The 19,821-nt window shown below is 43.4% G+C and carries 10 protein-coding genes and 1 pseudogene; 3 read left to right on the top strand and 8 right to left on the bottom strand.

What is annotated here, in order from left to right:
• Positions 1-268: pseudogene (locus AB5Y71_RS18065) on the top strand (hypothetical protein); the annotation flags it as partial.
• 107 nt (positions 269-375) lie between these two features.
• Here AB5Y71_RS18065 and AB5Y71_RS18060 read toward each other — a convergent pair.
• From AB5Y71_RS18060 to AB5Y71_RS18030, 7 genes are all read right to left on the bottom strand, one after another.
• On the bottom strand, positions 376-5,808 hold the full coding sequence (locus tag AB5Y71_RS18060; protein WP_368172156.1) for a TcdA/TcdB pore-forming domain-containing protein: 5,433 nt from the start codon (positions 5,806-5,808) through the stop codon (positions 376-378).
• 255 nt (positions 5,809-6,063) lie between these two features.
• A complete protein-coding gene (locus AB5Y71_RS18055; RefSeq protein WP_368172155.1) occupies positions 6,064-7,446 on the bottom strand; it encodes an HlyD family type I secretion periplasmic adaptor subunit in 1,383 nt (460 codons plus the stop codon).
• Entirely contained in the window at positions 7,443-9,626 is a 2,184-nt protein-coding gene (locus AB5Y71_RS18050) for a type I secretion system permease/ATPase (RefSeq protein WP_368172154.1), read from the bottom strand. Before AB5Y71_RS18050 ends, AB5Y71_RS18055 begins: the two co-directional genes overlap by 4 nt.
• Positions 9,627-10,366: 740 nt before the next feature.
• A complete protein-coding gene (locus AB5Y71_RS18045; RefSeq protein WP_368172153.1) occupies positions 10,367-10,807 on the bottom strand; it encodes a hypothetical protein in 441 nt (146 codons plus the stop codon).
• Complete coding sequence (locus AB5Y71_RS18040) at positions 10,782-13,316, bottom strand: fimbria/pilus outer membrane usher protein (protein WP_368172152.1); 2,535 nt, start codon at positions 13,314-13,316, stop codon at positions 10,782-10,784. The genes AB5Y71_RS18045 and AB5Y71_RS18040 overlap by 26 nt, the downstream gene beginning before the upstream one ends.
• A 6-nt stretch (positions 13,317-13,322) precedes the next feature.
• Positions 13,323-14,060, bottom strand: coding sequence for a fimbria/pilus periplasmic chaperone (locus AB5Y71_RS18035; protein ID WP_368172151.1), 738 nt, complete (start codon positions 14,058-14,060; stop codon positions 13,323-13,325).
• A 58-nt stretch (positions 14,061-14,118) separates the two neighbouring features.
• Positions 14,119-14,667 (bottom strand): hypothetical protein, encoded by a 549-nt coding sequence (locus AB5Y71_RS18030; RefSeq protein ID WP_368172150.1) that lies wholly within the window; start codon positions 14,665-14,667, stop codon positions 14,119-14,121.
• Between the two features lie 816 nt (positions 14,668-15,483).
• Between AB5Y71_RS18030 and AB5Y71_RS18025 the strand changes: the two genes are divergently transcribed.
• Complete coding sequence (locus tag AB5Y71_RS18025; protein WP_368172149.1) at positions 15,484-18,060, top strand: M66 family metalloprotease; 2,577 nt, start codon at positions 15,484-15,486, stop codon at positions 18,058-18,060.
• A gap of 167 nt (positions 18,061-18,227) precedes the next feature.
• Here AB5Y71_RS18025 and AB5Y71_RS18020 read toward each other — a convergent pair whose 3' ends face one another.
• Positions 18,228-18,635: a nuclear transport factor 2 family protein gene (locus AB5Y71_RS18020; RefSeq protein WP_368172148.1), complete on the bottom strand. Its 408-nt coding sequence runs from the start codon at positions 18,633-18,635 to the stop codon at positions 18,228-18,230.
• A 50-nt stretch (positions 18,636-18,685) separates the two neighbouring features.
• Here AB5Y71_RS18020 and AB5Y71_RS18015 point away from each other — a divergent pair, with 50 nt between their 5' ends.
• On the top strand, positions 18,686-19,612 hold the full coding sequence (locus AB5Y71_RS18015) for a LysR substrate-binding domain-containing protein (protein WP_368172147.1): 927 nt from the start codon (positions 18,686-18,688) through the stop codon (positions 19,610-19,612).
• Positions 19,613-19,821: the final 209 nt, after the last annotated feature.

Here is a 19,821-nt window from a genome sequence, read left to right as displayed (position 1 = left end):
TGCCCATGATACAGACTTGAAGAGGATGGTGATGATCAGATCACCGAGCCCTCAGTTAGTTCCATTCAAGCTGCATCGATTTGGGAAACAACGCCTCGTTCAGGTTGGAACAATATCGCACAATGGTGTGTGGGTTGTTTTTTCAAAAAATCACTCTCAAGGAGCAGTAATGAAATCTATATTCGAGAGAGGAATGAAGAAACTGATAAAAAGTGGTTATTATGATGCATTAATTAAAGAAGAGGAAAATAGGCTTGGGATGCACTAAGCAGATATATCCATACCTATAGAATATCAATCTATTTTAATAGGTGGCAGGATAAGCCTGCCACTTTATATTAAGTAATAGTCAGATTATGCGGGATAAAATTTAAATTAGTGCACCAAAGCAAGTTGTACTGGTCTTTCCAAGTCAGTGTTCCCAAACATTCTCTCTCCCTCTCCTCGTACCTCTAAACCGACCATACTGTTCATCGCCATCACAAGTTTTTCAAGATGATAGCTAGTTGAGATTGCTGTATCAAGCATTGAGCTGGATTTGGCCAAATGCTGTGCATTTATTCCAGAAACCAAACTTTTCGCTCTATCAAACACTTCATTTAAAAGCACCTTCTCATCCTTTTCCAAAAAAGGATTTATGATGCCATGCATTTGATTGAATTTCTTGTGTTGCTGAATTCGCTCCAATACATTTATCTTCACGCATTCAATTTCTTTAAAATCACCACTTTCAAGTGCCGCTAGCAAGTTTAGAGCCTCCTGCCCCTTTTCGTGAAATATTACATCCATAGAGAATTCCCCCCCCCCCTTTCCGGAGAATAAAGTTTGGCCAGCAAGAATGTTTTTCAGTAGATCCAATGAGCGAATACCATTGTTTGGCAATATGAGGTCTTCCTTACCAATATAACCGACAGCACTGCACTCTTTCCCTATCATTTTATACTGTACGCCTGACTCACCATTAAAATAGCGCACAGCACCAATTTCATACTCACCGTAGATTGGCTCTAATCCAAACTGACTTGCGAGCAAGTTATGCAATGCCTCCTGCTTAGCCCAAATTGATGGTTTATCCACTTCAAACAAGTCACCTGAAATCCCAAGCTGCAATTTACTGATATTCCAAGCATTGGTAATCCTGATTTGCGGCTGTTCTTCCGCACAAATGATCAAGTCTTGACCATCATACATCAAGCCATATCTATTAGCCCTAAATCCACCAACATCAAGAGATAAGCTATCGCTGGCGCTATTGATAATTATTTGTTTAAATTTATTATTTGCGGTTGGTAGCAATATATTTTCCGTATTTTTTCCTGCACCAATCACCAAAATTGTCTCTGGTGACACATAATCAATAGTGCTATCTTCGCCACGTAAATCTAACAACTTGGCATTACCATTTACACTAAAGTAAGCCTGACCTAAAAAGAAGTTATAGTTAAAAGTAAAACCTGAACTAGTCCATATGGCTGATTTCATCTGCATGCAATTTTTAGCGGCATCATACTCAAAAGCCATTTTCTGCTCACGGTTGCCTTCAATATAAATGCGTTCATTTCCGGTGAAGTTTAGCTCATAGGCTGACTCTCGATACTGCTTCAGACTAGTTATAAGCTGCTCGTTTGACTTGTTTTGTAATACAACTCCAAGCCAATCGCCACTATCTTCAAACAAAGGACCAAACAGTTTAGCCAATCCGATTAATGGATCTTTATTCTGAAGCACCAAATGCTCAAAAATGCTAAATGACTCTTTTGATAATGACACTGTATCGGTATAAACGCGCATTATACCATCATCATCTAGTCTTACTTGCGACGTGATTGTCGCTTTTGCCATCTTGCATGTGATCAGAGTGCGATGGAGATAGACACCATCCATATTACAGATGAGCTTTACAGAATCACGCCCCCCGAGAAACGCATCAAGTTCTTTCGAACCTAACCGAGCGACTGCTTTTTCAGCAACTAAAGAGCCATTGTCAAAATAGCTTAAAATGCCAGTATCGCTGTTCAGGAAAATGCCTCTATTCAAAGATGAATCGAAGACTCCGTTAGTATTACTACCTTTAAGCACCAACTGGACATAACGACTTTCATCCAGGTTGGTTAATGTTCTTTTCATATAAGGAATACTCTGAACCATCTCCTCATAAGAGTCAAAAGAGAGTACCTTATTCACGATCTTTTGTTCACTTAGATCGATTTGCATTATAATCCGCCCTGACAGTGGATGTTTGTCACCAGAAATGCCACCCACCAAGTCTCCCGAGTCCGATATCATTGCCAAATCGGAGACCAGGCACACATTTTTAGGACGAACCTTTCCGTCAAATCTGATAGACTGCGAACCGATAGTCAACCGATCCGAATTAATATTTATGACCCTATCTTTTGCAAAGCGCAGGAACTTTGTCTCCACAACTTTACCATTATCTATCAAGACAGAGTTTATCAAGTGACTCACATCAAAACACCAACTCTCTTTATCATCAGCATCAGCACTGGCATCAGCACTGGCATCAGCACTGGCATCATCACTGGCATTTACAACAATATCGATTGGCAGATGAGACATTGAAAGCGTATAGTGACCACCAGATCCCTGTAATTTATAGCACAATTTATTACGATGAATTTCATCATCTATTACTGGCATTATAATATTTCTTTCCCGCTTATCCAAAACAATCACTATATCCGTATGTTTATATTCAATACTCCTAATGTTAATATAATCATTCATAAACCAGTGGTGTTTGAACCACTCAAACTGATCACCATATTTTTGGTGCAATCTTTCAAATGCCTCAGAATACTCTGGTGTCCAGAGACCATATATTGACTGAAGTTGATAGTTATAATTTGCTGCCAGGTTACTTGGCAACACAAATGCATCAGCATTTACAATTTTGGTGTTCCCCACTAAATTTGTAGATTTTTCGTTAACCCCGAAGGCCTTATAAATATCAACAACAGCAGTACCCCAAGTTGCCTCTGTAGCTGTTGCTTTCCCTAGCTCTATAACACCGTCTAGCAAGTTCACGCTTTGTATAACAAGCGTGCTATTTACTATTTCACTCCACTCAACGTCCTTGGATTTATTATAGTCATCAAGTAAATGCTTAAATAAATCTGTCGCGTACTGATAAGCCGCTTTATCCTTTAATTCAATACTAACTAATGCGCTACCTCCGATCAGCAGACCCGCCAAGGGTATTGTCAATGGATTTATAAAATCAGCGACTGCAACAGCACCTAACGCTGCCGATGCCAGACTGATAATTGTCATGGATAACGGGACAACAGCACCCACCAAGTTGGTAATAGCCATACCCTGCTCATACGCATTTTTAGCCTGAACCACTTGAGCTATCGAGGTGGCAAGATTTATCAAATCAAGTTTCAGCGCGACGTCCTTACTGACTGATTCGAACACCTCAATGAGTTTGCTCGCCAATTGGAAATCGGTAGCTATCGCCTTCAGCACCATATCCGAAACCTCAACCAGGTCTTGGACTCCACCCTGCACATTTTGGATAAGTTGGGTATAGGTCTGCACCTTCATAGCCATGGTGACATTATCAAGCCCTTTATTGAAAGGATTTTCTCCCAGCAGGGTTTGCAACAAAAAGGCTGCATTCAAAGTTGCCGGATTACCTTCCATCTGCTCAAGAATCACTTTCTCATCATGCTTAAGTGAGATATTGCCGCTGCCATCTAATGAGGCGTGCATCTGGAAATCATTCAGTAACTGCTGCATGTGCTTGTTAAGCCGTGCAATTTTCTCATGCTGCTGAGACTCGATCAAAATCGGCTTTTTCTCGTTATTTTCCCCAATCCAAATAAGATTACCTGCTTTGTCTGTCTCCAGAGTTGGCTTAAATCCCTTCAACTCGGGATAGTTGAGTAACAGATCATCGAAGATACCATTGACCTCTCCTTTAAGCTGCAGCAGCTCATTCAGCTGGATCAATAACTGGGTGGTCTGTTGTTCATGGCGTTCACCACTCACCTCACGAATACTTTCCTGCAGACTGGCACCGATTTTTACGAGTAGTGCAGCATCATCAGCACTGAGTGGCTCCTTGATAGCCTGCATGCCCTCAATGAGCGCCAGCACTTCCCCCTTGCTCTTGGCCTGAACAACCACCTGGCCATCCTGCATCACGAGGGTGGTTTTGTGTTGTTTGCTAAGCAGGTTGGCCACTTCCTTGCTGACCCACTTGCCATCGATATTGACCAGCTTATGGCCATCGTGATTAACCTGGATCTGCAGTTCGCGACCTGTCAGCTGGAGGGGAACATCTTTTAGCTCCAACTGTTGGAGCTGGTTATGAATAAACTGCAACAACTGAGCTGGCAGGCTCTGTTCCAGGGAGCCACCTGCCGGCAAGGTCTCGCAGCCAACCAGAGAGATCTTCAGCCCCTTGAGATGGGGGCCACTCTTTGCAAGCAACTCGAGCACAGGATGAATGGCTTGCTGCAGTTGTGCAACATCGAGACCGCCCAGGGTGGTCTTGCCTTCTTTGGTATCACCGTGGCCAACCAGCTGAATACGGATCATCCCCTCACTGTCCAGGGTGAGCCAGTCAGCGATGCTGGAGATACGAAAATCCTTGGTCTCGTTATCCCACAACAGTACGTTCAGACTTTTATTGTCGGGATCAAGTTGTAGCAAGGCGCTCTGCTCGGGATGTTTACCGAGCAAATTTAATACCGAATTATTGACGACCTCTTCACTTTGAAGCTGTAAAATAAGATTTCTTCTATACTTTGTTGCTTTTTTATCTTCTATAACATCTTGTAAAATACTATCAAAAGCTTCTCTTGAAGGCTTTCTCCATTCAATGACATCACCATCCTCTCCTAGGGAATTGTCGAAATCTTTAGCGGCTTCATTTATTTCCCCTTTAATTTTATTGAAATCAGACTCTATCTCAGCCAGAAATTCCCCCCCATATAAATTTGACGAAGTACCGCTTAAGTAGGCCCCAACCAAGCTTACTTTATACTTATAGTAAGATGATTCAACAAATCCCAAAAGTGCCTCTTTAGTACTGAATGTAAATTCACCATGATTAGGATCATAATAAGTCCATCCAGATTCAACCATTTGTAAGGAAATAGCATGAGAAAAAAGTTCACCACTATTAGGGTCTTCAAAAGAAAGAGTCAGAGTGGTTTTTTTTGACCTAGTAAACTCCTTATTCGTCAATTTTCCAACTACAGTTTCTACTAAAAACCGATCGAAAGTGGTTATCAAGTCTTCCTTTAGCCCTTCGGGAAAGAACGATAATTCGTCGGCCTTTGTTAGTTTCTCCGAGTGAGCTTTCACATGAGCAGAACAAATTAAATCTAACAAAGTCTTCTGAAGACTCACATTTTTTGTTTCAAATACCTTTGACACCTTCTTATTTATTGACTCTCCATCATCAAACTTTATATTTAAATCATGAAGCAAAACCAAGCCAGCACAAACTCCATCTGAAAACCCGCCAAGGTTTAAATCCTTCATTTTTTCCACTATTTTAGATTGACATTCAAAGTCAGAGATACCTCTAATCCTTTTGGAAAAAATGACAGAAAACTTCTTGAATTCCTTAGAACTATCTTTTTTAATGCTCGCTGAAATATAATCAGAAAGCTTCACAAGTAATTCATCCCCATTTCCATTTTTTTTATGACTTTCCCCAGCTTCATTTATACGTTTTTGTGACTCTTTGTAAATATCTTCTGGGATGTATCTTTTATACTTATTTAAAATACTTATTGTTTTTTCAATTTTTTTCTCAAAGCTAATCATTTAGCGAACTCCATTGTTAAAATATACACAAAGCTTTAAAGGAAGCCTATTAAAGCTCTATTTAAAGAGGGGCGGGGTAACGATTTTTAAAATTAAAACGTCAATCTAGACACGCCCTCACTTTAATTAGCTAGATTATATTGCCATTGAAGCTATACAAGAGCGGTGGAAAAGGACCTAACCAAAAACCGATCTTATGATCTTAGATGAGGATTAATGGCTAAAAATAACCATCTGAAAGATTTTATAAGACATTTATCGTTCTCTAATCGCTTCGCTAAATACCTCCTTGATGGGTGAGAGCAGATAGTCGATGACCCGCCGACTATCCGTTTTGATATCCGCCGTGACGGCCATGCCCGCTTGCAGGGGCAACGCAATCCCGGTCTGGGTGCGCATATGCGGCGCCAAGCGGATGCGCGCTGCATAGACAGGCCCCAGCTTTTCGTCCGCAATGGCATCTTGCGACACATGTTCTAGCGTCGCTGGCACAGTGCCGTATTTACTGTAGGGAAAGCTCTCAACTTTGAGGGTGACCGGCTGGCCCGGGCGCACAAAGCCAATATCCTGGTTAAGGATCCGAGCCTCTACCACCAGGGTGGCATGATCCGGCGCAACAACCAGCAGGACTTGCGCCGCTTGTACCACGGCCCCTACGGTTTCCACCGCCAACTGCTGCACATAACCGCTGACCGGTGCGCGCAGCGTGCGATACTGCTCACGCTCGCGGTAACGCTCGATATTGAGCTCGGCCTCTTTCACCTTATCATTTGCGGCAACCAGTTCCGCCAGTGCATCCCGGCGGGCGTTGGCAAGACTCTGTTCCAACTCGGCCTGCAAGCGGCGAATATTGGCTCGGTATTGCACCGTTTTTATCTTGACAATATCGAGCTCTTTCTGAGTCTTTACTCGCTCATTCTCTATTTCCAGCCATTGCAATCGCGCCCCCATCTTTTGCTCCAGCAGCCGTTTCCACGCCTGGGCCTTTTCAGTCAAAACGGGCAATTGCACTGCCAGTTTGGCCTGCTCTGCCAAGCTGGCAGCCACCACCGCTTCGCTCTCTGCAAGCTGCGCTCGGAGTACTCTCTCTGAAGCCAGATAGCCAGATAACTGCTCATGCAAACGATGTTTCTGCTCCGCTTCCAGCTGATCCATTAACGAGGCAGACAAGATAACGTCTTCATCAATCGCTTCATTAGCAAGCACATCGATCATGGCGTTGGCACGCATCACATCTTGTTCAGCTAAATTGAGCTGGCGCTGGAGCTGAGCGAGATCGACCTGATTTTCGGTTGCATCCAGTTCGATCAACACTTGCCCTGCAGTCACATGCTGACCGTTGGTCACATGAATGTGCCGTACAACGCCATTTTCAAAGGGCTGCACCGGTTTGGCGCCGCCCAACGGCGTCAGTTGCCCTGTGGCTACTGCATTAACATCGACTACACCCAGATAGGACCAGAGTAGTGCTAGGGTGGCGAATAGCATGACCAGCCTGGCAAGGGCTCTTCCTGCCGGGGAGGCGGGTGTATCGAGGATCTCCAGCGCCGCCGGCAAAAACTCACGTTCATGGCGCAGAGGGCGGCTTTGGTACCAGGTTTGAATCCTTGTTTTCAGTCGTTTGATAAAACGGGTCATGACAGAGCCTCCTCCAGCTGACCACCAGACTGGATTGCACAGAGCCGGGCATAACGCCCCCCCTGTTGTAACAGCTCATCATGAGAGCCATCTTCAGCCAGCTGGCCATTTTCTATGGTCAAAATGCGATCACAATGGCGCACCGTTGAAAGACGATGAGCAATGATCAGCACGGTACGCCCCTCGCAGATAGCGCGCATGTTGTGCTGAATAATGCTCTCAGATTCATAGTCAAGGGCACTGGTGGCCTCATCCAGGATCAGGATACGCGGATTGCTCACCAGGGCACGGGCAATGGCTACCCGCTGACGCTGGCCTCCCGACAGATTACTGCCACGCTCTTCAAGCACAGTGTCATACCCTTCCGGCAACGCCAGAATAAAATCATGGGCACCGGCCAGTTTGGCGGCGTCAATCACCCTCTCCATCGACATGCCGGGATCCGACAGCGCGATATTGTCCCTCACCGAGCGGTTGAACAGCAGGTTCTCCTGCAGCACTACCCCAATCTGAGTGCGCAGCCAGCTGGTATCGACCATCGCCAGGTCAAAACCGTCAATCATCACCCGGCCGGATTCAGGGACAAACATCCGCTGTACCAGCTTGGTCAAGGTGCTCTTGCCGGACCCGGAGGGACCGACAATCCCGACCGTCTGACCAGCAGGAATATCCAGACTGATGCGGCGCAATACCTCGGGTTTATCCGGACGATAACGAAAAGTGACCTGGTCAAAGGTGAGCTGACCGGCAATGTTCTTCAAGCTGCTGCGATTGGGGTCATAGCCCGGCTCTGTCGGGCTATTGAGCACATCCCCCAAACGTTCGACAGACAATCGGGCTTGCTGGAAATCGTTCCATAGCTGTGACAAACGCAATACCGGCGCGGTGACATGACCGGCAAACATATTGAAGGCAACCAATTGGCCCACAGTCAGCTCCCCATCGATCGCCGCCTTGGCCCCAAAAAAGAGGATCAGGGCACTGCATAGCTTGGAGATAAGCTGAACTGACTGCCCCGCGATATTGCCAAGGTTGGCAGCGCGAAAGCTGGCACTGACATAGGCGGCCAACAGTTCCTCCCATCGCTGCTGAGCTTGGTTCTGCACTGACATGGCTTTAAGGGTTTCCACCCCAGTAACCGACTCAACAAGGAAGGACTGGTTTTCGGCACTGCGCCGGAACTTCTCGTCGATACGCTTGCGCAGTACCGGGGTCACGGCAACCGCAATCAGGATGTACAGCGGCAAGGATAACAATACTACTGTTGTCAGCAGCGGACTGTAATACCACATAACGCACAAGAAAATGACGGTAAACAGTAGATCCATCACCAGTGTTAACGCCGAGCTGGTAATAAATTCCCTGATATTCTCCAGTTCACGAACGCGGGCCACTGTTTCACCTACCCGTCTGGCCTGAAAATAAGCCATGGGCAAACTTAGCAAGTGTTTAAATAGTTTTGCCCCGAGCTCAACATCAATGCGATTCGCCGTGTGTGAAAAAACGTAAGTACGCAAGCCGCCCATGATCACCTCGAACAGCGCTATGCTGGCGAGTCCTATCACCAGAATATTCAGGGTACTCATACTTTGATGGACCAGCACTTTGTCCATTACCACTTGGAAAAACAGAGGGGAGATAAGTGCAAACATCTGAATAAAAAGCGACATCAGGAGCACCTCTCCCAATAGCAATTTATACTTGAGTACCGCAGGAATAAACCAGCTTAGGTCAAATTTCCCGCCAGCCCCAAGGGCAGGGGCGCGTTTGGTAGCCAGAACCACCTCACCATTCCAGAGCGATTCAAAGCATTCCACTGGTAATACATCGACCTCCCCATTCGCACCATGCTGGATAAGCACTTTATCATCAGCCACTTTGCCAATCAGAATGAAGTGACCATCCTTGCATTGTGCTATCGCTGGTAATGGTATTCTGGCCAGCTGCGAGATGTTCAGCCGCACATGCTTTGATTTCAAGCCAAGCTTGCGCAGTATTCTGACCAAGGCATAGGCGTCAATATTGGCACCGGCATATTCCCGTTGCAACTGCTCCTGATTAACTGGCAGGCGGAAAAAACCCAGTAACAAAACTAAACTATTGAGCGCACTGTGAAAGTCGGCAAAACTTTTTTTGAATGTACCGATTATCGTATTATTATCAAAGCCAGGTATAAGCAAGAACCACCTCAATCAAGAATAAAATTTAAGCAGAGTTTAGACCCTCCATTGTCATAAATAACTGGGGGGGGGGTAGAAATTTATAAGAAAAAGCTTTCACAGCATCCTATACAGACTATGCACAGCCAGAAGTATGCGTCCTTAAGCTCAAAAGGCCTATCCGGTATTTTAAAAGTAAATAAACCCATAACCAAAACATCTTTATAGTTTAGCTTAGAGCAAGTTAATTATTAACAGTAAGTAATAGATAGCCGCTGGTTATTATACGATGAGCATCAACCATTATCATTAATTATGATTAAAGTACTCACATACCCCTCAAACAAGATAGTTATATTAATAAATGAATAGAGGGAATAATGTATCGCTCGATAGTATTTAGCAACGCAGTAGAACTGACTCGGCTCGGTGATATGCGAACAGGCATACAAATTCCTATCACCTTGTACAACGTCTTAACGCCAGCCAGAATATAGTTCCCCAAGGAGTTATAGTCACACTAGATGCCTTATGCAAGGCTTGATTTTTTCAGCAAGCCACATGCATATCAACATGCATGTGGCTTGCATCATAAACGACATGTCTACATCCCCGGCAAAATATAATTACCTGCATTTTAAAATGAGATGATCGAATGTAATTTTAAAGTATTTCACTAGAGCTACGAAATATACCTTAACAAGCGAATTAAAAATGCCAAAAACCCAAAGGTAAACCGCTGAAATACATCTCATCCAAACTTAATCAAGACATTCTGCTGAGACTGAAATGATATAGGCACCAGGAGGTAGCTTAGCATCTTCATTAGCTTTAACCTCAAAGAAGACTACATCACTCGGCGACATGATAACCACGTTTTCTGGGCTAACCTGTGGATTTAAAGCGCTATCAAATACTAATGAGATGCCAATAGAATTGGCCATGCTTTCATTATATGCTGTTCCTATATCACCACGGTTTCTTAAGCCACCTGAATCATTAAACCAAATTTTAAATCCTGCGTGAGGTTGAGGGCAAGATACCTTGCCCCTTGCAAAAACGCTATCATTTACAATATGCTCATTGTGCCCTTCAATTGCCATCATGGATATTTCTGCCTTAGCAATACCCGCGAAAAAAATAAATAATATGCTGCATATTGTTTTAAAATAACCATCAGATACACTTTTCTTCAAACTCATACATACCCGCCTTATTCTTTATGGAATTATCCAAGTCATACTCAAATGAACAGTGACCACCTTCACTCCATTTAACCTTTAATGTTCCAGCCTGATCCAGGCCATACATAAAAACTCTACCGTCTGTATCAACAAAACCAGTCGTGTTATTATTGTCAGTAACCACCGCACCAAATGGTGGACTATTCATATCTGACTTTCTGATTTTAATTAGTGCATTACCGCCTTTCCTAACAGGAAATTTAATAGGAATAATCGCTCCGCTGGTTGGAATAACTCTCTTATTAGTCTCAGTTAAAAAGGCATTATCTGGGATAGTTAAAGGGTCAATTGATACATCGTTAACCTGATATGAACTTAAGTTACTGAGCAATGCCATCCCGTTACCATCCGTACTTACACTGCGTGAGTTTAATATGGAAACAGAATCAGTACCATCTACCGAAACCAGCCCGACAGTATTCTGTAATGGCTGGCCGAATGTCACGCCATCCTGATGCCAAAGCATACCGCCAGCAAAAGAAGCATTCATACCTTCATAGTCGTCACTATAGCTATACCGCCCCCCAAGTTCAGCATGCTTGCCATACCAAGTGGCATCGAGACTTGCCACGCAGTCATCACAACGCCGAGTGTCCAGGTTATTATGTAAATTGACCCCGAATGCCAACTGCTTGTCTAGAATTGCTGAGCGCAGCCCCACATCCTGAGTGGAACCATTTTGATCTTTGTTCTGGTAACGATATGAAAGATAAGCAGGCTCTTTATTAAATAAGTTTATAGGTATCGAAAGCGACACGCCAAATGTATCATCCCATTTCCCCTTAGCATTCTGGTAATATACTTTTGCTCTGTCATAGTTAAATGTTAGAGATGCTTTTTTAATTCGTGTTGAGTGTGCCAGGCTATACCTATTATTATCTTCTCTTCCTCCATAGAAACCCTCACGTAAAGCAGAAAGTCGAACACTACCATATTCGTTCAATGATTGTGATATTGACACATATGAGCTCCACTTTTTACTTTGCCTACTTCTTCCTATTGATCCCCCCCCCCAAGACCACGACTCTTGATCTCGATAGGTATCCATCACTTCTGACAAGGAGAAGAACTCTTGCTTGTTGTAGAGTGTGCTATCTAATGAGATACTCGACCCGGTTTTAGGAAATACCTTGTTGTAACGAAGTCTTTTCTTGTGCGAAATTATTTGACTGTCATTCTTTTTCTCGGCTCGAGCCACAACAGCGTCAACTGAGATATCCCCCAAAAAGCCGAGGCCAACGCCACCACCTAACGAAGCGGCTTGATATTTCTCCGAATATTGAGTACCACCGAGCAAGGTGATATCCCACGGGGTTCCATATGCAAGAGTGAATTCGCCAAAGGGTGTTCTTTCCACATCACTACGAGAGGGACGATACAGCCCTGCAGCTACGCTATATACATAGCTCCCCATAGGCAAAACAATAGCGGGTTTACTATATGGGACTGTATATATGATCCTTGAGCCATCGCTACCTCGTACGGTTACTTCCAAATCTCCAGCTGAGTAACTACCGGGGATATCAAATATATCATATGGACCAGCAGGAACCGCCTCCGAGTGGATTAAATAACTCCCTTGCCTTATCTCTATTGTTGAATCAACTAACGCAACACCACGCACAGACGGTGACTTAATACGCATACGTGCTGGCAGCATGTTTTCGTCAGTAGAAATAACCCCACCCAGTAATGGAACACTATCAAATATGGATGAGCGAGAATATGTCTCACCTAACTGCAATCTGCTTCTTATATCGTTAAGCCCACGCTCGGCATAAGTGCTAGCATAGTTCCACTTGGTATCACCTCTATTTCCCCTCGTTACATCTAATGAGCTCCTGACCCGCCAATTACCTGCATTAAACCCAGGCTTTAAATATAGGTAATAATTAGTGTCATTATATTGCGAGCCGCTATACCGACTCATCATGGCACGATAATTCATTAAAAACCCAGAAATGCCTTCATCCCAAAGTGCCGGATTTTTACTTTTATCGTTGCTTTGTTTACTTTCAAGTAGCGCCTGTGGCACTCTAATATTCAATACCTGCTCTTCTTTCTTAAAACTGAATTTTGCATCAGGAATTGCATCGATATTAGCACATCCATTCCGAATAGTTACCTCGTCCTCTGGCAATGCAACCTGACGTGCAGGGCTATCACCAACTTTCACCCCGTAACTTTTCAGCTTTTCTACTGAAAGGCAAGGCAATAAACCAGAACGATTTTCATCCCGATAAAAGTTTATATCGACTGATTCAATGTAGTTACCATTAAGATACACGTCGACAAAATATCGTCCAGGCAGTCCATCTACGGTATTTAGCATCGATAAATCAACATCACCAATGCCTTTGAGCATCCCCAAGTCGAATTTGTATGGGTCTGCAACAACGGTTTTAATCCAGAAAAACTGATAAAATATAAAGGCTATTATGACACTAGGAGAAGATGTTGATTTCATAAAACGTCACTTCACAATCGATTCAAACACCGGAGACACCCCCCCCAAGTCGTTAATTGCACTCCACCGAACAGCTGCTGAGCTAACTACAGGGACATCATATTGTATGTGTGAATACGGTGGAACAGGCCCTTCAACCTGGAGCTTTTCTCTTCCTACATCAACATCATTTAAATGCAAGTAAAACGGCGACTCATTATTCACTACTAATTTATTGTTTTGAACAGTCCAGGATACTTTATCATGCTGCAGTGATTCTATATTCTGAACAGCATCAGGCCTGACCAACAACTTGATACATGTTGATAAAGATATTTTTTTCACAAGAACTGCTTTATTCTGCTTACTCCCACCGTCATTCCAAAGACTATCTTTGCTTGGAGGCACACCTTTCACACAGAGCCATCTTAACGACTCTCTGTCTTTTGGGTAATCACCTTTCATATCTAATAACCGCAAACGCAAAGCCTGATTAGGCTCAAGCCTAACCAAGGGTGGCGAAACAAAAAATGAATCATCTTTCGCTAGACGTTCTGAAAGCACCTCCGACTGAACCAAAATAGGATATTCTTGCGGATTCTCCACTGTAATAAGCGCACCACGACTACTTAAATTATAAACCAGACGTGACGCGGACAGCTTAATTTCAAAAGGACGTTCCAACACCTCCACATTGCTTTCAGCATTTACTGAAAAAGATGAGGCACATATCAAAAAAAGTAACAAAAGACTCTTTATAGCCACACAAACCTCTTTAATTAATTTAAAGTGCTTGGGGGCCCCCCCCCAAGCACGATGCATATTATTTAGCAAACTTCCCAGCATGCACAGTCACAGCGTAAGCGCCTGGGGTCATATTAGAGGCCAAAATGGTCTTAGATGTGCGAAGAGAGTAACTCCCAACACCCTCTGACGTACTAGCAATTTTGTACCAAGCAGCACCTTTGATATCGACTTTCCCATTCTGAGTTACCTCATCAAAGCAAAGCTCCAGACGTTCGCCAACATGATTTTCAATTGGCTTATCATTGCTATCCACAGGCACAGCATAGGTACAGTACGGATGATCAGTCACATTCATATCACCCATCTGCACGGCGAACACGTCGCCCTTATCACCCTTAACGGTTCCAGTGACAAGCTCAGTATTTTGCTGCATAGTTGCAGTAGTAAGAAGATCTGCATTCACCTTCAAGTTGTGCGACACCGGAGTTGGCTTATTAATGTTAAGCGTCACAGTAGCAGATGCCTGAGTCCCATCAATAATAGCAGCAGCACTAGCAGCACCTGCAGCAACCATGAAAACTGCACCAACACCCATGGCAATAGCAGTGATTTTTTTTCCTTTCATTACACAAACTCCACATATGGAAATTAAGATTTAAAAGAGATTCTATTAGAATAAATAGTGCTTCTACATAGATATCCACACAGCACGTCACAACCAACCGAATTGACCCAACCAACCCAAACTGCACACCAGACCATGCTTATGGCGCTTGGCAGTCATAGCAAATTAAGGCTAAGAGTTAATTCAAAGCAGGATTGCTAAGCACGAATCAATAATACCCCCACCCTCCCCAAAGAAAACTAAATAGAAATTAATATAGGGGAACGAGAAATAAAGCCCCGGACGAGCCCAATTCAGCCAAAGAAAAGAACCAACCGAAACCAATAAAGGCAAAAAGGACTCATAAAACACCCCGCAAGGAATTCAAAAAGGATTCGAGAGGGATTCAAGCGGAGTTCGAAAAAGGACTCATAATTAACTCAGCAAAAACTTAAATAATATATAATTAAAAAGATTATTTTTACTTATAAATAACAAAAGCATGCAACATCCCTACCTACACTGCTGCAAGGAGACAGAAACAGTTGAATAATGATGCTTAAATTAAGCAAGGGGACGGGAATTTAAATACAGACTTTCAAAACCAAGCAATGCCACATAAAACACAACAGCAGCTCCAATTAAGCATCAAAAATCCTATCACAAGGTCAATGCATGACCTTGTCGAGCTTACCAATATATTATTGCATAATATAATTAATAATTTGTCGCCATCAATAAATATTATATCTTAATATACATAGGAAAATGTGGTAGCAATAAGTTTATAATGTCTCTCCATGCGCATTAACCCAGTTAGTTTGGACACAGAGTCTTATGCAGATTAATAAGATTGCTCTATCCCTCTTCCTTGTATTAGGGAATTTCACCTCTCCCCCCCTGTTTGCAGGAAAAGACATAGCAGAGCAGTCACCGCTCTACTTTAACACCACGCAACCAGTCAATGACTTGGTCGGCAGTCTGGCGGCCAGGGTGCAATTTGCCCAAAGCCAAATTATCCCGTCACATCCGAAGGAGGGTGATCGCCAGCCTATATTAACCAGTGAGCGTAAAAGCCTGTTACTAGTACAGCCACTGTATGCCGATGACGCCACGCAGATCTATGTTGATGTCCGTGACAACAGTGACCAACTGCTCGGTACCCTGACGCTCGCGCCACCTTCTGCGTTGCCTAAAACGGTTTATCACGTCGATATGCCCGAGGTCAGCTTCAGTCCTCAATACAGCACAACAAGCAACTCTGAAAAGGCCAAACTGAAGGAGTATGAGCAACAACGTGAGCGTAATCGACTTAAGTACGCTCCACATACCTGGAGCGGAGAACTACCAGCACAGTGGATCAAACCAGGGCTTAACCTTATCGTGCGCCAAGGGGATCTGAGTGGTGAATTAGGTGGCATCAAAGTGGGTGCGCCAAGTGAGTTATTGTTGCACACAATTGACTTGGGTTTGTTGACCCCGCCGAGGGAGCGCTTCGCATTTTCAAAAGACCACGAGGCTCATCGAGAATATTTCCAAACGATTCCGGTCAGCCGAATGATCGTTAGCAATTATGCCCCTTTACATCTGAAGGAGGTCATGATGCCAAATGGTAAATTACTTACCGATCTATCACCACATCAAGGAAGCTGGCTTGACGGAGAACTGCGCCAGTATATTGGTAAAGAATTAATTTCCCACGGCATTAATAATGCCAACTACGGCCTAAACAGCTCTGCCGGAATAGGTGGAAATACCTCACCTTTCAGAGTCGCACAGGTCACAGTTCACAACAGTATTGGTAATTATCTCAATGGCAAGATAGTGCATGGAGGATCTGGAGGAAACGGCATGGCCACCCTTGATAAATCGATTGGAAACGAGTTTAGCCATGAAGTCGGTCATAACTTCGGTCTTCTCCATTACCCTGATGGATTTAGAGGGTCAGTGCACCGTAGCGCTGAAAATATCAACTCTACTTGGGGGTGGGATAGTGACAGTCGTCGCTTCATTCCTAACTTTACACGCACCAAGCAAGATAAGGACTCATGCTGGTCAGGCCAGTGTCAACCGCCTTTTGAAGGCTATCGTTTTGGTTATGATGCCATGGCGGGAGGTGATCCTTTTTCTACAGCGAATCGCTTCACGCTGTATACACCAAATAGCGCTGAAAATATTCAAAATTTCTTAGAATCTAAAGCTGTATTCGACAGTGCATCACCCACTGGTTTTACTAAATGGAACAAAGATGAATCTCGAATGGAGCCATATGTAAACACTATCCCTACCGATATTCATAATCTCGACATGAATAATTTAGGTAATAAAAGCATTCAGCAGTGGTTGATTGAAGAACCTCATCTTAAAATATCTCTTGCCGATGGTCGCTGGGTCAGAAATATTAATATCCCTTTTGCATCTTCCGACAACAAGGGTCATAAACTGTCTATCGAGCAAAATGCCACTTGGTACAGTACCGTATCAATTAATGGAAATACTATTGTGCTGAATAAAGGACAGAAGAAGCACTATATTTCTGATGGCACCATCTGGCAGGAGAAAGAATCTTTCAACAATGAAATCGCACCACGTAAACCGGCTGAGTTTGGTGTCCCCGTCACTACCTTGATCGGATACTATGATCCTCGCGGGATCATGACCAGCTATATCTATCCCGCCCTACACGGTGCCTATGGATTTGTATATCCAGAAGATACTACCACTAATTATAATAATGGATGTCACTTGCAAGTAGACACTCAAAATGGAACCGTTAACTACGAACTCCATAAGACACTATACAGTAGCAGTAAGACTGGCATGAATAAGTTTCATGTTAATATCCCTACCGCAAGCCAACCAACGACTGCGCAGCTGATTTGCCGTGGTAACGTGCTCAGCTCAAGAGAGTTAGCACCACAGACAACTAACTTGTCGTACACTATTAACGGCATTAATCAAACCAAGGATATGATCGCTGCTGATATCAACTTGACCTCGTCAAAGCAGGAAGGGGGTTATATTAATTTACCCGTTGCAGCCAGCGTTAAGCTGGATACGGGGGGCTGGCTTCCCAAACATCGTATCGATACCTTTGATAAAGCTGAAGTACCCTCGATGTCAACTGACGGAGAAAAGGTTAATTTGATTTATCGGATATATGGCGTTGTCGCTGATGATGCCTATGTGACACCCTCTGCATGCCGCATGAATAGCATTCGAATTTGTCAAAACAACGAACGAAAACTTGTGATAGGTTTTAATAGTACAGACAACCCTAATGTAGATATGACCAAAACTTATAACAGCTTGCTCAAACTTAAATTATCTAAAAAGCAAGGCAATTTTGACGATGCTATATCTGTCAGCCTGGCAATCAGCAACCAGGTTGGCTCTCCTTCAATTACATTTTGAGTACGCCCTAAACACTTTATATTATTGAGCAATCAATGAGGTGAGACATGCTTAGTTAAAGTAATTCCTAATTATATAAAAATAGTGCGGCCGATAGGCTGCACTATTTAAAAACAACTATATTGACATCCAATTATTTATCATTTATCAGAAAATTCCGAGTATAGTCACTCCTTTAAAGTTAGCACATCACCGACAATCATTCTTGTTTCATATGTGTCATAGATAATTTCTAACGTTTTTATCTTGCCATGCTCATCAAACGTAAATACATCAACACAATCCAGAACAGATTTTCGCCCATCATCAAGACACCACTCGTATATGAACCGTGCATACACACAAGGGTTTCCGCACTCACTGACTGCGATGTCACGTACCTTAATCCCTCCTCCTTTCGATACATCAAAAAGATGATGATAGAAGGGTTCAGGCTTAATCATTCCGGCTAATGGTGAGTGTATCCATGCATTTTTTGCAAAAAGAGCTAGAATGCAACTTAAGTTCTTATCCTCCAAGGAATTGAGGTATGATTTAACCTGCTGTTTAAGAATGTTTCTCGAGAAATTATCCATCTTATATAACCTTTATTTTGATCCAGCGTATAAACTTTAGAGAGATTTCAATGCTAACAAAATCGAGTAATTTGCAACCCCTACTTGCATTAGACGAATACCCACTACCAGAGCTATTAAACCCACTCCCCCCCATACTATCTTTGCAGGCTTTTATCGCTGTTGCAGAGTTGGGTAGCTTAAGCCGTGCGGCGACTCATTTGCATCGTACACAAGGCACTGTGAGTCGCCAGATCCAATTGTTAGAAACATACTACGGCCGCCCTTTATTTGAAAGAAGTACGCTGGGTATGCAGCTTAATCCTGCAGGAATACAGATTTCTCCTAATATCAGACAAGCAGTAGCGTTACTTTCTGATTGCTTTCACACGATGACTGCATCAAAAAAGAAAATACGCTTACAAGTGCCACCAACTTTGGCGTTGAGATGGCTGTTACCACGTTTACCACTTCTTTCGGAGGCTTTGCCAGAGCTGTCTATTGAATTAGTAACCTTCAGCGCTGATATGCCTGCACTCATACAACTGGGCTGCGATGCAGCCATTATTCGTGGCAATCACTGGCCAGGTCTTAATAGCAAACAGTTATTTTCAGAATCCCTCGTACCTGTTTGTCCTCCCAGACTAGTACCAAGCATAGTAAAATATAGTGATTTACTAGATCATACTTTATTACATCCAGAGCATGATAGTTCTGAGTGGCAATGCTGGCTACAACATCATGAATTAGAACTCCCTTCTGTTAAGAAGGGCATCCATTTTGATAGTCAAGAAATGGCACTGAATGCAGCAATTCTTGGCCAAGGTATTGCAATAGTTGATCCTCGAATGCTTGAGAGATGCCTATCGTTAGGTGAACTGGCAATTCCTTTCAATAATCCCGTACATACTGGCCTCGGTTACCAGTTCGTGTTCTCACCTAATAATTATTTATCCTCCTGCCTAGAGAAATTATCAAACATGCTTGGGAAAATATAATGCAATATAAAGAAGTGTTCGTGTTAATCTTTCCCCATTTATAAAGGATTAGATTTTAATAACTGTGCAGCCCCAAAAACTCCAGCCCCACTGGCTCACTACCATATCTGTGTCAGCAAGCAGACTCGCACGGTAAAGGTGGAGTATCGGCTGCAATCGGCGTTGTTGCCCAAATCAACGTGCAAGTCATGACTTCCCCAGCCCCAGGT

This window comes from Aeromonas sp. R9-2 (assembly GCF_040908025.1).
Classification (GTDB): domain Bacteria; phylum Pseudomonadota; class Gammaproteobacteria; order Enterobacterales; family Aeromonadaceae; genus Aeromonas; species Aeromonas veronii.
This window is presented reverse-complemented; position numbering and strand designations above follow the sequence as displayed.

Bases quoted from the DNA above. Each gene is read 5' to 3' on its own strand.
- AB5Y71_RS18060 (WP_368172156.1), bottom strand. From the start codon at position 5,808: ATGATTAGCTTTGAGAAAAAAATTGAAAAAACAATAAGTATTTTAAAT.
- AB5Y71_RS18055 (WP_368172155.1), bottom strand. From the start codon at position 7,446: ATGACCCGTTTTATCAAACGACTGAAAACAAGGATTCAAACCTGGTAC.
- AB5Y71_RS18045 (WP_368172153.1), bottom strand. From the start codon at position 10,807: ATGAGTTTGAAGAAAAGTGTATCTGATGGTTATTTTAAAACAATATGC.
- AB5Y71_RS18040 (WP_368172152.1), bottom strand. From the start codon at position 13,316: ATGAAATCAACATCTTCTCCTAGTGTCATAATAGCCTTTATATTTTAT.
- AB5Y71_RS18030 (WP_368172150.1), bottom strand. From the start codon at position 14,667: ATGAAAGGAAAAAAAATCACTGCTATTGCCATGGGTGTTGGTGCAGTT.
- AB5Y71_RS18025 (WP_368172149.1), top strand. From the start codon at position 15,484: ATGCAGATTAATAAGATTGCTCTATCCCTCTTCCTTGTATTAGGGAAT.
- AB5Y71_RS18020 (WP_368172148.1), bottom strand. From the start codon at position 18,635: ATGGATAATTTCTCGAGAAACATTCTTAAACAGCAGGTTAAATCATAC.
- AB5Y71_RS18015 (WP_368172147.1), top strand. From the start codon at position 18,686: ATGCTAACAAAATCGAGTAATTTGCAACCCCTACTTGCATTAGACGAA.